Below are 15,110 nucleotides of genomic sequence, written 5' to 3'. Positions count from 1 at the left end.
ACAATTTGTCCTCCGCTCCGAATTATAGTCATTATACGGTGCTCGCCGTTGACGATTCCGAGATCAACTTAAAGCTGATCTTACACACTCTTAAGCCTTTGGGCTTTCAACTTTTTACCGCGGAGTCCGCGGCGGAGGCTCGCAATATTCTTCTGACCAATCGGGTCGACGTTCTTTTGTTGGACGTAAGTATGCCTGTGCAGGACGGTTTTTCGTTTTGCAGAGAACTCAGAGAAATCGAACGATTCAAACTTCTTCCCATTCTTTTTATCACGGCGATCAGCAGAGAACTCGGTTTCGACGAAGCGATTTCCCACGGAGGAGACGACTTCATCCATAAACCGTTTCAACCGAGGGAATTGATCGCAAAGATCCGCGCGTTCATTCGGATTAAAATTCTTCAGGACGAACTTCTCGAACAAAAAAGAAATTACGAACGGGAACTCATCATGGCGAGAAAGGTTCAACAGGAACTTCTTCCCGAAAAAGAATTGGAATGGAGCGGAGTGGGTTTAAGCACGATCTTTCAACCTTTGATGCAGATCGGAGGAGATTATACGGACGCTTGGGTCGAAAACGATTCTCTTCATATCTTTATCGCGGATTGTTCCGGTCACGGTCCTTCGGCCGCGCTTCTCGCCGCGATGTTGAAGATGCAGGTTTCCAGCCTTTCACCGGATCAAAGTCTGCAGGAGAAGGTGCAAACTCTTCGTCATAATCTCGAGAAAATTCTTCCCGATGAATTTTCGATCACGTTCTTTTACGGAATTCTTCACAAGGATCTGAGCTTCGAGTATTCGAACGGAGGACATCCTTCTCCGATGCTTTATAAAAACGGAACGGTGACCACGTTACCCGGAATGGGACCGCTTATCATCCCGATCGAAATCAACGTAAGCGAAGAATTCAAAACCGTTCAACTCGAGAAGGGTTCCTATCTTCTTCTTTATACGGACGGAGCGACCGAGATCGCGGACAAAACGATGAACATTCTCGGCGAGGAAAAGTTGAAGAGAATTTTTCAGGACGGAGTTTCCAAGGGAGGAGATATTCTCGCTTCGATGATGGAATCCATTCTTGCGCATTCGGACCGAGGTACGAATGATGACGATATCGCTATGATGGTGTTGAAACTATGAATTTACCGAATCCATCCTACAGAGGAAAAGTCAGGGACATTTACGATCTCGAAGATAAGTTGATTCTTTCCTCATCGGATCGTATCTCCGCGTTCGACGTGGTTTTTCCGCAGACCGTTCCCGATAAGGGAAAGGTTTTGAATCGAATCTCCACGTCCTGGTTCGAATTTTTTAAGGATATTCCCAATCATATTTTGGAAACGGAAGTTAAGAATTTTCCTTCTCCGTTTCGGGATCATCCCGATCTCGAAGGAAGATCGGTTCTTGTCAAAAAATGTCAACGGATCGACTACGAATGTGTGGTTCGAGGTTACATCGCGGGTTCCGGTTGGAAAGAATACAAGGGAGAAGGAACTCTCGCGGGACTAAAGCTTCCCTCGGGTTTGAAGGAATCCCAAAAACTTCCCGAGCCCGTTTTTACACCGGCCGTTAAAAACGATCAGGGCCACGACGAAAACATTTCGGAAAAGGAAATGGAGAATCGAATCGGTAAGGAACTGTTCGGAATTCTGAAAGAAAAATCGATTTCCATTTTCTTACGCGCCTCTGAAGTGGTCGATAGAGCGGGAATCATTCTTTGTGATACCAAGTTCGAATTCGGAATCTTGGACGGACAGGTCATTCTGATCGACGAGCTTTTGACTCCGGATTCTTCCCGGTACTGGTCCGCGGATACGTATTCCGTCGGGATCTCTCCTCCGAGTTTGGATAAGCAGATTCTTAGGAATTATCTCGAAACCACGAACTGGAACAAGATGCCGCCCGCGCCCGATCTCCCGGCGGGACTTATCCAAGAGCTGAGAGAAAAATATCAGAAGATAGAGGATCTCATTCTTTCATGTACATCGCAAAAATCCAAGTAGTCCTCAAAGAATCCGTTCTCGATCCGCAGGGAAGCACCGTGAAAAAAGTTCTTTCCGAAGTCGGTGAAAAATCCGTTCAGGACGTTCGCGTCGGAAAATACATCGAACTCAAGATCGACGCACCCGACGAAGCGACCGCGAAGAAGGACGTGGAAAGACTCTGCGATAAGATCCTCGTAAATCACGTGATAGAAACATATTCCGCGAATATTCAAAAAATATGAAAGTCGCCGTAATCACTTTTCCAGGTTCCAACTGCGACGCGGACATCTACCGCGTTTTGAGAGATCAATACAAGGCCGAAGTGGACCGCGTTTGGCACAGGGATCAACTCGATAAAAAATACGAACTCGTCATTCTTCCCGGAGGATTTTCCTACGGAGATTATCTGCGTTCCGGAGCGATGGCCGGTTTTTCTCCCGTGATGAAATCGGTGAAGGAACACGTGGATAAGGGCGGAAAACTTTTCGGAATCTGCAACGGTTTTCAGATTTTAACCGAAGCGGAGTTCTTACCCGGCGCGCTTACCAGAAATAAAACCCTCAAATACATCTGTAAAACGGTGACCTTAAAAAAAGGTTCCGCTTCCAATCCCGTTACCGCTTCTTTGGACGCCGGTAAGGAATTGAAAATTCCGATCGCTCACGCGGACGGTTGTTATTATGCGACATCGGACGTTCTCAAACAACTCGAGGACGAGGGAAGAATTCTCTTCCGTTACTTCGGGGACAACCCGAACGGTTCTCTCGATGCGATCGCGGGAATCACGTCTAAAAACTTCAAGGTCGCGGGTATGATGCCTCATCCCGAGCGCGCGATGAACTCGGTTACCGGAGAAGAAGACGGAAAAGTCGTTCTCGATCTGATTTTAGGCGCTTAATCCCTCGCTTTATTACGGTCTTCTTATACAACGGAAGGCCGATTTATCATAACGTAGGAACTCCTTCTTTTACAAACGGAACGTATTTTGATTCGGAAGAATTTTTCGGGATTAAAAACTTGGAGTTATAAGTGGGAATTTCTCAAGTTATAACCCAAGTAGCGGCTCGAAGTCCATTAGGATATTCTAAAGCGGAGGTCGTGGAAACGCTTCCGAAGGAGTTCCTACTTGTTTCGAGTTTTGTACATTCTATGGTTCGTATCGGTTCTATTCTTTTTCAATCTTTGCAAAGAAGAAACGAAGGAAATCGCTCCCAAAACTCCAGTTAAACCCGTAGAAACGGTTTCTTATCCTTATCCAGAAGACAACCGACCGACTCCCGAACGGATCTTGTTGGGAAAAACCTTATTCTTTGATCCCATCGTTTCCGGTTCCAATTGGATCAGTTGTGCGTCTTGTCACAACCCCGGCTTGGGTTGGTCCGACGGACTCAAAACCGCGATCGGTCATAACATGAAGGTTCTCGGAAAAAATACTCCGACGATTTTAAACTCAGCCTACGGCAAGAAAATGTTTTGGGACGGACGCGCGGAAAATTTGGAAGCGCAGGCGTTGGGGCCGATCGCTTCGCCCGACGAGATGAACCAAAACATAGACGAACTTATATTAGAATTAAAGAATATATCCGGTTACAAGGAGCTTTTCGCGAAGGCGTATCCGAAAGAGGATATCAGCGCGGTAACGATCGGAAAGGCGATCGCAAATTTTGAAAGAACCGTTCTTTCGGGAGAATCCTCTTTTGATCTTTGGAAAAAAGGAAATCCCGCCTCGATCTCCGAATCGGCTCAAAGAGGATATTCCCTTTTTAACGGGAAGGCGCAATGTTCCGCCTGTCATCAAGGCGATCAATTCACGGACGACGGATTTCACAATATCGGATTGAAATCGAATCGGAAGGACGCGGGAAGATTCTCCCTGGTTCCCGTAAAGGTTATGAAAGGTTCTTTCAAAACTCCGGGTCTTCGCGATGTCGCTTTAACGGGTCCTTATATGCACGACGGAAGCTATTCCACCTTGGAAGAAGTCGTCGAACACTACGATCGGGGAGGGGACGATTCCTTCAATCTCGATCCGAACATGAAACCGCTAAAGTTGACGAAAGAGGAAAAGGCGGACCTCGTCGAGTTTATGAAATCCTTGAGCGGAAAACGAATCGCGATTTCGATCCCGGCGTTACCGAGATGAAACGAATCGCCGCCGAGTTCGGAATTTTCGGGAGAATCTCCTTCGCGGTTGCGTTTGAAATTTCCAAAATAAATTCAGAATTATTAAATTAGGAGAATGGAATGTTGAAAGGTTTGAAAATTTTTTTGATTGCGGCCGCGTTTTGCGGAACCGGATTGTTCGCCGCGGAACACGAAGTGGGACAGAAAAACAAGGCTTTTACCGTGGACGCTTTGAAGATCAAGGTCGGAGACACGGTGAGTTTTCCGAACTTCGACACGTTTTATCACAACGTATATTCCCTTTCTCCCGTAAAAATTTTCGACTTGGGTTCCTATTCGAAAGGACAAACTCAAAAAGTAAAATTTGAAAAAACGGGAAAGGTCACGGTTCAGTGTGCGATTCATCCCGAGATGAAGATGACGATCGACGTACAATGATAAAAGTATATTTTAATTTTCTAATATTAGTTTCCGTTCTGGTTCCGGCGGTTTCTTTGTCGGCTTTGGATTCCAAGGAAAAGTCTGCGGTTCGAGGAAGCATCGTGTTCCGCACGTATTGTGTCCTTTGTCACGGAGAATCCGGAGACGGAAAAGGCCGCCTCGCGGTGGGAAAGGTTCCTCCTCCGGCCAATCTTACGATCACGAAACTTACCGACGTTCAAAAGGAAGAGATCATCCGGAACGGAGGAGCGGGCGTGGGACGTTCTCCCTTTATGCCTCCGTGGAAAGAAGAATTGTCCGAAGAACAGATCCGGGATTTGATCTCGTACATCAATCTCATATCCAAGTCCAAATAACGATCCAAAAATTCTTTCCAATTTACAGTGAACTTACTCGGCAACATCGGTATAAAAACCAGACTTCGTCTCAGCTTCGGAGCGATCATAGGGATGTTTATTCTTTCCTCGGCGCTCACCGTATACAATACGTTCGTTTATCGAAAAACGATCCGTTCGATGATCGATCATTCTCAACCGAAATCACAGCTTTTAAATCTCACCTTGGAAAAACTGATTCTGATCGAATTGACTCTTTCCTCCGAGGTTTCGACGATCGACTTGGTTTTGATCGAAGAAGAAAATCAAAAAATTCTTTCCTATTTTCAGGAGATCCAAACGAACAATTCCAAACTCAAGGAGTTTTCGCTCGAAACCACCGAACGGGAAAAGATAAAAAGTTTCGAAACGGATCTTGAATATTTCAAAGGTTACGCGGACACGACGTATTCTCTTTGTAAGGACAACAGCAGACAAGACGCGAGAATTCTTTACGTTCGAGGGATTCATCCTCTCGGTGCGACGCTTCGAAAAACGATCAAGGATCTGATCGAATTTGAAATCCTGAACTCCCGTAAGAGCGAGTCCGCGGCCGAATCACAGTTAACGTTTTCCTTATATACAGTCAGCATTCTTTCCTTTTTGTCGCTTTTGGCGGGCGCTTGGTTTTCGAGATCCATCATCCGTTCCATTTTGTTTCCGTTGCGAAAGGCGATCGACTTCGCCGCAGAAATTCAAAACGGAAATCTGAACAATCAAATCGAAATCGATCGTTTGGACGAGATGGGAGAATTGTTGGAGTTTCTGAAGAAGATGGAAACCTCGCTTCGGGAAATCATCGTCGAGGCGAGAAGCTCCATCCAAAGTTCGGAAGCCGCTAGCAGAGAATTCTACAAAGTTTCAAAAGAATTTATTTCCACATCGGAAACGCAGGCGAACGATTCCAGGAACGTGGCGGACCTCATCGATCGTCTGAGTGTATTAGTGGAAAAGAATACTTCGACTATTCTCACTTCCGCGGAACATCTCCGCAATTTGGAAAAGGAAATCCAGAAAAATCTTTCCTCTTTGATTCGTGTGACCGAGTCCTTGAATTCTCTCGCGTTGCAGGCAAAGGAATCTTCCGAGACCGCGATCAAAGGAAGGGAGAAGGTGGACGGGGTTCAAAAATCCTTTTCCGAAGTGAAACGTACGGTGCAGAAGATCAAGGATTCTCTCGCAAAGATCGGCGAAATTTCCACGAAAACCAACATGCTCGCGTTGAATGCCGCGATCGAAGCCGCGCGCGCGGGTGAACAAGGCCGGGGTTTTTCGGTCGTAGCGGACGAAGTTTCCCAACTCGCCGATCATACGATGAAGAATACGAAAGAGATCACGGACCTCATCGAGTTTACGCGGACGAGCATCGAAGCCGGAAACGGAGAGATCGAACAGTTCTCCGATTTTTTTACGATGATTCAGGAAAACGCTTCGAACATGGCGCATTTCAGTCTTCGTCTTTTGGACGATATGCGCGCGCAGGAATCCGGTTTGAATTTGTATTCCCAGAAAATGCACGAGGTCGCTTCGAATATTACGGATTTGGAATCTTCTTCCCTGGAGAATAAAACCGCATACGGTTCCATCAAACGTCTGATCCAGGATCTTTCGCAAGGAGCCCGTTTGATTTCCTCCGGTTCCCAGGAAATCGATTCGGGCGCTAAAAAGATCGACGAACAATCCGATCGTGTAAAACGTCTGATGGAAAAGTTTTCGGTATAGAACGCGACCCATAGGAAGCGTTTCTGCTGAGTTAACGCGACCCGACGAGCGACCGTAGAAGCGAGACGCCGAGTTCGGAGAACGTTCTGCCGAGTTAACATGGCCCGGATCGTTTCGATTTTTCAAACGAAACTCGATGTCGCATTAGAAAAAGAATTACTTTCTTTCCGAAACGTGTAAAATGCTCCAGTCGTCCGAATCGGTAACAGGATTTCCCGAACCCAGGGAAACCGAGGAACTGTTTTGTGAGTTTATTCCATTCCGAAAACAAGATCCGAGTCGTTTGGGATATTATAATATTCTTTTGTATCCTTTACGCCGCCGTGGAATCCCCGCTTCGTTTGGTTCTCAATTACGAACAGGGCCTTGCCTTGAGCTGGATTTATATCGCGGTGGATCTTCTTTTTTTCGGGGATATCCTGGTTTGTCTATTTTCCCCCGAATCGTTTCGACTCAAACTGATCTACATCGGTAAGGAAAAAACGATCCATTATCTCAAGACTTGGTTCGTATTCGACTTTATCGCCGCGTTTCCGTTCGAGATCGTCGCTCAAAAAATTCTTTCCATAGAATTGTCCTCGCATCCGTTTTTGTTTCTCGTCTTCGGACTTACGAGAATCGTAAAGGTCGTTCGTGTTCCTGCGATTCTTCACAGGCTCAATCTTGCGTTCAAACCCGCGCCCGGCGTTTTGCGTCTCGTTTTACTCGGTTTTTGGATCAGCGTGGTCGCCCATTGGTGCGCGGTGGGTTGGTTGTATATGGACGAGATCGATTCCTCCAAAACGGGTTGGGACGAATATATCCGCGCCTTATATTGGTCCGTGATGACTCTTGCGACCGTGGGTTACGGAGACGTTTTGCCGGTAACGACCAATCAAAGAATTTACGTGATTCTCGTGATGATGCTCGGCGCCGCGGTATACGCCACGGTGATCGGAAACATAGCGAGTATATTAGGAAATTTGGATTTAGTTCGCGCGGCTCAGATGAAACGTATGTCTCAGGTCGATTCGTTTTTAAGAGCGAGAAATCTTCCGTATCTGATCCGAAGAAAGATAAGAGACTATTATATGTATATCATGGAAAGGGGATTCGGAGAAAATGAGCGGGAATTGTTAAACGACTTGCCGATTTCTCTGCAAAGGGAAGTGAAGATTCATCTTCATCGGGAACTGCTCGAAAAGGTTCCCTTTCTCAAAGGAGCCGATCCTTCCCTTGTCACTACGCTCGTGTTCGCGTTAAAACATCATATCTTTTTGCCGGGAGATATCGTATTCAGAAAAGGCGATGTGGGTCATAACCTGTATATTCTCAGTGAAGGAATTGTGGAGATTCTCGCGGAGGACGGGGCGGTGATCACTTCTCTTTCCGAAGGAAAATTTTTCGGGGAACTCGCCTTGGTAAAAGAAGAACGCAGATCGGCGACCGTTCGATCGGTCGGAATCTCTCAGATGTACACTTTGAGCAAAGAGGATTTTTTACTGTCCTTGAATCAATATCCGGGTTTTCAGGAAGCGATGTATGAAAGTTTAAAGTCTTGGAAAGGAAAATCGGATTCTACGAAATCGACGAAAAATTCTAATTCGTCGTCGAAGAGAACGAATCTTAAGAACGAGGTTCGGAGGGGCTCTCGAAAACTTCCGAAACGAAACGTTCGGGAGAATCGAAAAAATAAATGACTCCCGCGTTTTGGACGGAGGCTAAATTGCAAACCGAGCCGTTTTTGATTCCATAAAGAAATTTGAATATACCAAATCTTTTATCCGTTTCGGATCTAAGTCGGATTAAATTTCCAGAACCGCGAAACCCTTTTTGATCGTTTCCTTTTTGTTTCCGACGCGGATCTTGCCGGAAATTTTTCCTTCGATTCTTTCCATCGGAATCTTTTTACCGAAAAAACCGGAGATCGTATGATGTGTGCTCCGAACCGGAGTGACGGTCAATTCGATCTGATCGGACGGATCGTGAAGAACATAAGATAAGGATTCTTTTTTGAACGTTGCGGTTTCCAAGAAGGTCGGAATTCCGTTTTTCCAAAGAAGAATTCCCGTGTTCGGATGAATGTTCAAATGAAAGGAATTCTTCCCCGAACTCCAGCCGTAGATGCGGGATTCCGGAAAAAAAGATTGGTTTCCGAAACCGGCCGCGATGCTGTAGGAAAGTTTTTCGTAGGATTCCAAGTTCCAAGTGTTGTCGTCGATCGCGAGCTGACCGCGAACGGAAAGATCCGGAGAAATCAAACGGAACAACCAATCCTTACCGGATTCTTCCAAAGAAGAAACGGGCTTATGCGTTTTTTCGACGGTGCTCACGAGAGCGTCGAGTTGTAAGTTCAGATTGGAAGCCAAGATGGAAGAATGCGTATAACCCTGTTGGATCGTATCGTCCAATCGGAAATTGAATCTTTGATTTCCCTGGGTAAAACTCCAGTAACCGTTTCGAAACGTTCCTCTGGAAAGAAATTCTTTACCGGGACTTCCAGCCCATTCGAAGTCCTTAAAATTCTCGTCCTTGAAAAACCAGAGGTTCAAAAGGGCCTTACAAGCGCCCGGACCCCGAAAAATTCTCAGATTGAGAAGAAAATCTTCTGTAATCAAATCGACTAAAACGGAGTCTATTTTCTTCCAGGAAGATAAGAAAGAAGTTTTATACTCTCTGGAATTGTCGATTCCAAGAGTTCCTGAATAGAGACCGAGATTGGGTTCTAGTGTGGAGGGGTTGAGAAGATGGCCGATCGCCTCTTTCATGAGAATACCTTTACGATTGTCAGTTTTTCCAGTGGTTTCAAAAAAAAAAGAAGAATGTAGTCTTCCCTTCTCCTTAATTTGACGCTTTTTGTCCGGAATTTTGCTTGCCGGAGCTCGCTTGGTGGATTCCAGTAAATAGACTTTAAAAGAAGATCATGTTATACAGCCAGGACACAAGCAATTTACTCTCTTACGGAGAGAACTATTACCAACCGCATTATCAACCGATCCTGGAAGTCACCAACTGCAATATCATTGGATACGAAGTTCTCGGTAGATTTTATTCTCCCGAAAAAAACGAATACCGTTCGCTTGGTTATCAATTCCACAATCCGGAACTCGATACCATTCGTCTGATCCAGATCGACCGTTTGATCCGTGAAAAGGCGATTCGTCATCTCAAAGACACTGGGCTGAGAACCAAGTTATTCCTCAACATGATGCCTAACTTTCTCTCGATGATTCATACGGGGGACGTTTTGGATCTGAAAAGGCTTCACGTTCTCAATCTCATCGAAAAATACGACATTTCTCCGGCGGACGTGGTTTTGGAAATCACCGAAGACAAGTTCGACGGAAGCATCGAAAAACTTCTTTCGATCGTAAACGTGTTTAAGGACTACGGATTTAAGATCGCCGTGGACGATCTCGGAGTCGGTTTTTCCAATCTCGAAAGAATCGGTTATATTCATCCCGACATCATGAAGGTCGACATCAAGATCATGCGGGAAAGTTTAAACAGAAGATCCTTCAAAAACGTTTTGAGCGCGATCGCGGACATGTCCCAAAAACTCGGATCGGATCTTCTTTTCGAGGGAATCGAAACCGAGGAAGAATTGCATCTCGCTCTTTCGATGGGCGCCAATCTTCTCCAGGGTTTTTATTTTTCAAGACCTCAGGTCGAGTTTCAGGATAAGAAACAGTTCAACAGAACGCTTCGAGACACTTTGGAAAAATTCTCCGGTCTTCGGTTTATGGAACTTTTGGAAGAATTTCAAAAGGGACAAGCCGTCATCGACGCGCTCGGTGAAAAGTTGGAGGCGCTCCGTCATAACGGTAAGGAAGACCTTCCTCTGGTTCTTCATCTGATGCTTTCCGAGTTGCCGTCGGAAATTCTTTCGGTATTTGCCTGCGACATCTTCGGTTATCAGATTACACCCACGTATTTCCGTTCTCATCCCGGGGAAGAATGGGATTCCGACCTGACCGAGATCGGAAACAACTACGCTTGGAGACCGTTCTTCATTCGTCACAAAGCGAAGGTGGTTCAAAGCGGGGCCAAGTGGACCGTGACTGAACCGGTCTACGATATGGATCTTCACAAACAAGTCGTGATTTTCACCTACACGCTCCGCGATAATTACATTCTCATCATCAAGATGGACTGGGAACGCGTTTAAGAATTCGTTTCGATCTTATGTCGGTTTAAGTCGGCGCGTCGTACCTCCGACAAATCTTCTTCTCCGTAAGAATCGTGCGGTATCTTTCCAATTGATCTCTGCTTTCAAAAAAAAACACTGGTAGAATAGGGGAAGGTGCTTTTGTGACCGAGATTCTAAAAATCCAGGACCTCAGGGCGGGAATTCAAACCGGAGATTCCGGAGAACTCAAAGAGATCGTAAAAGGCGTAAATCTTACGATTCGACCCGGAGAAGTCCACGCCATCATGGGCCCGAACGGTTCCGGAAAAAGTACCCTGTCCAACGTCATCATGGGTCATCCGAAATACCAGGTGTTGTCGGGTGATATTCTTTTCGAAGGAAAATCCATTCTCAATCTGCCGACCGACGAACGCGCCCGTCTCGGAATCTTTCTTTGTTTTCAATATCCGACGAGCATTCCCGGAGTTACGATCGGCAACTTTTTAAAGACCATCGTCAAGTCCGTTCGCGGTAAGGAATTACCCGTCAAAGAATTCAGAAAGGAACTCAAAGAATCCATGGCCGGACTCGATATGCCCGAGTCGTTTATCTCGCGTTATGTGAACGACGGATTCTCCGGAGGAGAAAAAAAGAGAAACGAAATCCTTCAGATGAGTTTACTCAAACCGAAACTTTCCGTGTTGGACGAAACCGATTCCGGACTCGATATCGACGCGCTTCGAATCGTAAGCGAAGGAATCAATCGGAACAAAACCGCGGAACGTTCCATACTTCTCATCACACACTATCAAAGAATGCTAAACTACATCACACCCGATTTCGTTCACGTTTTCGCAAAGGGAAGAATTCTCAAAACCGGAACCAGAGAACTCGCGCTCGAATTGGAAGAGAAAGGATACGACTGGATCCTTGCCGAGTCCGGGGACTGAAACGAAAGTGACTTTGGAAGTTCAGTTCGAGGATCGGATCGCCCGGAGCGCGGAGCCGCAGGCTCTGAAGGATTTTCGCAAAAAGGTTTTTTCTAAATTCAAAACTTTGAATATTCCAAGAACGGAAAACGAGTCTTGGAGAAAAATCCCCCTTTCCAATTTTCATCCGGAAGAATTCTCCGAGGTTCCGGACGCGAACGCGGTCGTCTGTAAAACTCCGAGTTCCGTAAAGCTCGTGAGATCCGAAGAACTTTCCGGAAAGGAACTCGAATTCTTCGTAAACGCACTCGAAAGCATATTCCAAAAACGAAATGAAGAATGGTTTACCCTATTCAGTCTTTCCTCCTTTACGCACGGAATTTATCTCGAAGTGGAATCCGATCGTGTGATCCAAGAGGAAATCGAAATCAAGTTTCGTCTCGAACAAGGAAATCAAATTCTTCCGTTAGTCGTCGTTAAACTCGGAAATCACAGCAAGGCGTTTATCGCGGAACGTTACGAATGTCCAGAAGAAAAGGACTTTAAACTCTTTCAGGGTTTGACTTCGATTCACGTGGGAGCGGGCGCAAAGCTCGCGTATGCGGGCATCGAATCCTTCGGTTCTTCCGTGTTTCATTTTCAGAATTTATTCTCGGATCAAAAAGAGGATTCGGACGTAAAGATCGCGAAGGTTACTCCGGGCGGTTACAAAGGGAAGAATCTTCTCAACGTGGAACTTTCCGGAAAAGGCGCGCGTGCGCGCGTGATCGGACTCGCTCCGATGGCGGCCCGCGAATTTCAGGATTCCGAAGTGAAGATCGTTCACAACGAAAGTCATACGGAAAGTTCGATTCTTTACAGAGGCGCGTTTAAGGATAAGGCCCATCATATCTTTACCGGAAATCTTCATATCCCGAACTCCTGCAAGGACGTGAACGCGATCCAGATCAACAACAACCTTCTTCTAAATCGTTCCGCAAGAGCCGAGTCGATTCCGAAGCTCGAAGTATATGCGGAGAACGTAAAGTGCGAACACGGCGCGACCGTCGGAGAGATCGACGAAGAACAGTTGTTTTATCTCGCGTCCCGTGGAATCGACGAGGACGAGGCGAGAAGAATGATCGTGGACGGATTTTTAGGACAAGTCATTGGTGAAATTGAATCCGATTCTATACAAGAAGAGCTTTTTCAGCTGATCGTTCGTAAGGTGGAAGGTTAAACATGAGCTTTCGTAAACTCGCAAATCTGTCCGAAATAGAAAACGGGAAAGTCAAAGTAATTGAAACCCGATATAATAGAATCGGGATCACGAGTTTGGACGGAAACCTTTACGCGTTCGAAGACGTTTGCACACACGACGGAGAGGCGATCTCCGAGGGAGAATTGTGTGGAGACGTAATCACCTGCCCGAGACACGAGGCCCAGTTTTCGATTAAGACCGGAAAGGCGCTTTGTATGCCCGCAGTGGAAGATCTCCCGGTTTATCCGGTGAGAATCGTTGGTGACTCGATCGAGGTGGACTTGGAGGATTGACATATATGAGTTTTTCCGCGGAAAGAATCAGAACCGATTTCCCGATTTTGGGAACAAAGATGAACGGGAAACCTCTCGTCTTTTTGGACAGTGCGGCCAGTTCTCAGAAACCCTTTACGGTCATCGATACGATCGAAAAATACTATCGCGAAGAGAACGCGAACATTCACCGGGGAATCTATTATCTTTCTCAAAAGGCCACCGAAAAATACGAACTCAGTAGAATTCATCTTTCCAGATTTATCGGAGCGCAGTGCGCGAAGGTTTGTATCTTTACGAGAAACGCGACCGAGTCGATCAACTTAGTCGCTCAGACTTGGGGAAGAACCCAGATCAAAGAAGGCGACGAGATCGTTCTCAACGAACTCGAACACCATTCCAATATCGTTCCTTGGCAGATGTTGGCCCAGGAAAAAAAAGCCGTTCTTAAGTTCATTCCTTTGAACGAAGACAGCACATTGGATCTTTCCAATCTCGACGAAATCATCACCGCCAAAACGAAGTTAGTGGCCGTGTCTCAGATGTCCAACGTGACCGGTACGATTCACGACATTCTTCCCATTCAAAAAAGAGCGAAAGAAGTCGGAGCGAAGGTCCTCGTGGACGGAGCGCAGGGAGTTTGTCATCTTCCCGTGAATATGAGAGAAATGGATTTTGATTTCTACGTATTCTCCGCTCACAAAATGCTCGGACCGACCGGAGTCGGTGTTCTTTATGCGAAGGAAGAAATCTTAGAAGAGATGCCTCCTTGGATGGGCGGAGGAGATATGATCTCCCAGGTTTACAAGGAAAGGTCCACTTATGCGGAACTTCCTTCCAAACTCGAAGCGGGAACTCCCAACATCGCGGGTGTGATCGGTTTCGGTTCGGCGATCGAATATCTCGAAACGATCGGAATGCAGGAAATCAGAAATCACGAAATCGAACTTCTTACGTATGCGTTGGATCGTCTCGACGACTTCGGCGGACTCGAACTCTACGGAACGAGAGATCTTTCCAAAAGAGGAGGAGTGATTTCCTTTAACTTTCCGGGGGTTCATCCGCACGACGTGGGAACGATTCTCGACGAAGAAGGAATCGCGATTCGGGTCGGTCATCACTGCGCGCAACCGTTTATGGCGTTTAAGAATATTCCGGGAACCTGCCGCGCGAGTCTTTACCTTTACAACACAAAAGACGACATCGATCGATTGATCGAGGGTCTAATTAAGGTAAAGGAGATTTTCTCCCGTGTCCTTAAGCGATAGTCTTTACAAAGAAGTCATTCTCGATCACTATCAAAATCCCAGATTTCGGGGCAAACTCGAACCGGCGGATCTATTCGAACACGGGATCAATCCTCTTTGCGGAGACGAACTCGAATTGACGATCAATCTAAACGGAGATACGATCGAAGACGTTCGAGTGACCGGAAAAGGTTGTTCGATTTCTCAGGCCTCGGGTTCTATGATGGCGGAATCGATCCGGGGAAAAACGGTCGCGGAAGCGGAGAATATTCTCGGCCGATTTAAGAATATGTTTTTGGAAGATCGGGATCCTAAGTTCGAAGAGGAATTGGAAGATTTGGAATCGATGGAATCGGTGAAAAAGATTCCCGCGAGGATCAAATGTGCGGTTCTTCCTTGGAATACGTTGGAACGCGCGTTGGCGCGGGCGTCCAAACGAGGTTGAGTTTGCCTGCGTGCGGGTTGTCTCCCGATAAAAAGTGTGGGAACTACCACAATGCAAATACTCTAAACGTCCAATTTGTAGGAACTCATACAAAGAATCGGATCGACAAACGATTGTAAGAATTTCGACGAAACAAGGCCGTCGTCGAAAAATTGTATGAGTTCCTACAAGTTCCGTTGGTCCGCGCTGCCGTTTCCCTGCGGATCGTATGAGTTCCCACAAGG

Annotated in this window: 16 protein-coding genes; 15 read left to right on the top strand and 1 reads right to left on the bottom strand. The window is 46.3% G+C overall.

The features are described from left to right. The first annotated feature begins 5 nt into the window (after positions 1-5). From LEP1GSC052_RS13085 to LEP1GSC052_RS13045, 9 genes are all read left to right on the top strand, one after another. Positions 6-1,139, top strand: a complete 1,134-nt coding sequence (locus LEP1GSC052_RS13085) for a PP2C family protein-serine/threonine phosphatase (protein WP_010573786.1) — start codon at positions 6-8, stop codon at positions 1,137-1,139. Next, positions 1,136-2,002 carry a phosphoribosylaminoimidazolesuccinocarboxamide synthase gene (locus LEP1GSC052_RS13080; RefSeq protein WP_010573787.1) on the top strand — a complete coding sequence of 289 codons (867 nt, stop codon included), beginning with the start codon at positions 1,136-1,138 and terminating at the stop codon, positions 2,000-2,002. The genes LEP1GSC052_RS13085 and LEP1GSC052_RS13080 overlap by 4 nt, the downstream gene beginning before the upstream one ends. After that, complete coding sequence (gene purS, locus LEP1GSC052_RS13075) at positions 1,978-2,226, top strand: phosphoribosylformylglycinamidine synthase subunit PurS (RefSeq protein WP_010573788.1); 249 nt, start codon at positions 1,978-1,980, stop codon at positions 2,224-2,226. Before LEP1GSC052_RS13080 ends, purS begins: the two co-directional genes overlap by 25 nt. Beyond that, a complete protein-coding gene (purQ, locus tag LEP1GSC052_RS13070) occupies positions 2,223-2,882 on the top strand; it encodes a phosphoribosylformylglycinamidine synthase subunit PurQ (protein WP_010573789.1) in 660 nt (219 codons plus the stop codon). Before purS ends, purQ begins: the two co-directional genes overlap by 4 nt. Before the next feature lie 228 nt (positions 2,883-3,110). Beyond that, positions 3,111-4,127, top strand: coding sequence for a cytochrome-c peroxidase (locus LEP1GSC052_RS13065; protein ID WP_010573790.1), 1,017 nt, complete (start codon positions 3,111-3,113; stop codon positions 4,125-4,127). 101 nt (positions 4,128-4,228) lie between these two features. Then, positions 4,229-4,546, top strand: a complete 318-nt coding sequence (locus tag LEP1GSC052_RS13060) for a methylamine utilization protein (RefSeq protein WP_010573791.1) — start codon at positions 4,229-4,231, stop codon at positions 4,544-4,546. After that, positions 4,546-4,905, top strand: coding sequence for a c-type cytochrome (locus tag LEP1GSC052_RS13055; protein WP_040913559.1), 360 nt, complete (start codon positions 4,546-4,548; stop codon positions 4,903-4,905). The genes LEP1GSC052_RS13060 and LEP1GSC052_RS13055 overlap by 1 nt, the downstream gene beginning before the upstream one ends. Positions 4,906-4,932: 27 nt before the next feature. After that, complete coding sequence (locus tag LEP1GSC052_RS13050; protein WP_010573793.1) at positions 4,933-6,645, top strand: methyl-accepting chemotaxis protein; 1,713 nt, start codon at positions 4,933-4,935, stop codon at positions 6,643-6,645. 272 nt (positions 6,646-6,917) lie between these two features. Further along, a complete protein-coding gene (locus tag LEP1GSC052_RS13045; protein WP_084492272.1) occupies positions 6,918-8,324 on the top strand; it encodes an ion transporter in 1,407 nt (468 codons plus the stop codon). Between the two features lie 105 nt (positions 8,325-8,429). On the opposite strand, the gene LEP1GSC052_RS13040 is transcribed toward LEP1GSC052_RS13045, so the two are convergent. Then, a complete protein-coding gene (locus LEP1GSC052_RS13040) occupies positions 8,430-9,392 on the bottom strand; it encodes a hypothetical protein (protein WP_010573795.1) in 963 nt (320 codons plus the stop codon). A 155-nt stretch (positions 9,393-9,547) separates the two neighbouring features. On the opposite strand from LEP1GSC052_RS13040, the gene LEP1GSC052_RS13035 reads away from it, so the two are divergent. The 6 genes from LEP1GSC052_RS13035 (at position 9,548) to sufU (ending at position 14,886) form a co-directional block, all read left to right on the top strand. Continuing rightward, positions 9,548-10,792 carry an EAL domain-containing protein gene (locus LEP1GSC052_RS13035; protein ID WP_010573796.1) on the top strand — a complete coding sequence of 415 codons (1,245 nt, stop codon included), beginning with the start codon at positions 9,548-9,550 and terminating at the stop codon, positions 10,790-10,792. 143 nt (positions 10,793-10,935) lie between these two features. Then, positions 10,936-11,703 (top strand): Fe-S cluster assembly ATPase SufC, encoded by a 768-nt coding sequence (gene sufC, locus LEP1GSC052_RS13030; protein WP_010573797.1) that lies wholly within the window; start codon positions 10,936-10,938, stop codon positions 11,701-11,703. Positions 11,704-11,710: 7 nt separating this feature from the next. Continuing rightward, on the top strand, positions 11,711-12,901 hold the full coding sequence (sufD, locus tag LEP1GSC052_RS13025) for a Fe-S cluster assembly protein SufD (RefSeq protein ID WP_040913558.1): 1,191 nt from the start codon (positions 11,711-11,713) through the stop codon (positions 12,899-12,901). Positions 12,902-12,903: 2 nt separating this feature from the next. Next, positions 12,904-13,215: a non-heme iron oxygenase ferredoxin subunit gene (locus tag LEP1GSC052_RS13020; RefSeq protein WP_010573799.1), complete on the top strand. Its 312-nt coding sequence runs from the start codon at positions 12,904-12,906 to the stop codon at positions 13,213-13,215. Positions 13,216-13,220: 5 nt separating this feature from the next. Further along, entirely contained in the window at positions 13,221-14,462 is a 1,242-nt protein-coding gene (locus tag LEP1GSC052_RS13015; RefSeq protein WP_020986590.1) for a cysteine desulfurase, read from the top strand. Continuing rightward, on the top strand, positions 14,446-14,886 hold the full coding sequence (sufU, locus tag LEP1GSC052_RS13010) for a Fe-S cluster assembly sulfur transfer protein SufU (protein WP_010573800.1): 441 nt from the start codon (positions 14,446-14,448) through the stop codon (positions 14,884-14,886). The genes LEP1GSC052_RS13015 and sufU overlap by 17 nt, the downstream gene beginning before the upstream one ends. Positions 14,887-15,110 lie beyond the last annotated feature (224 nt).

The organism is Leptospira kmetyi serovar Malaysia str. Bejo-Iso9, assembly GCF_000243735.2.
GTDB lineage: Bacteria > Spirochaetota > Leptospiria > Leptospirales > Leptospiraceae > Leptospira > Leptospira kmetyi.
The sequence above is the reverse complement of the archived record's forward strand: the minus strand, read 5'-3'. Positions and strand labels throughout refer to the sequence as shown.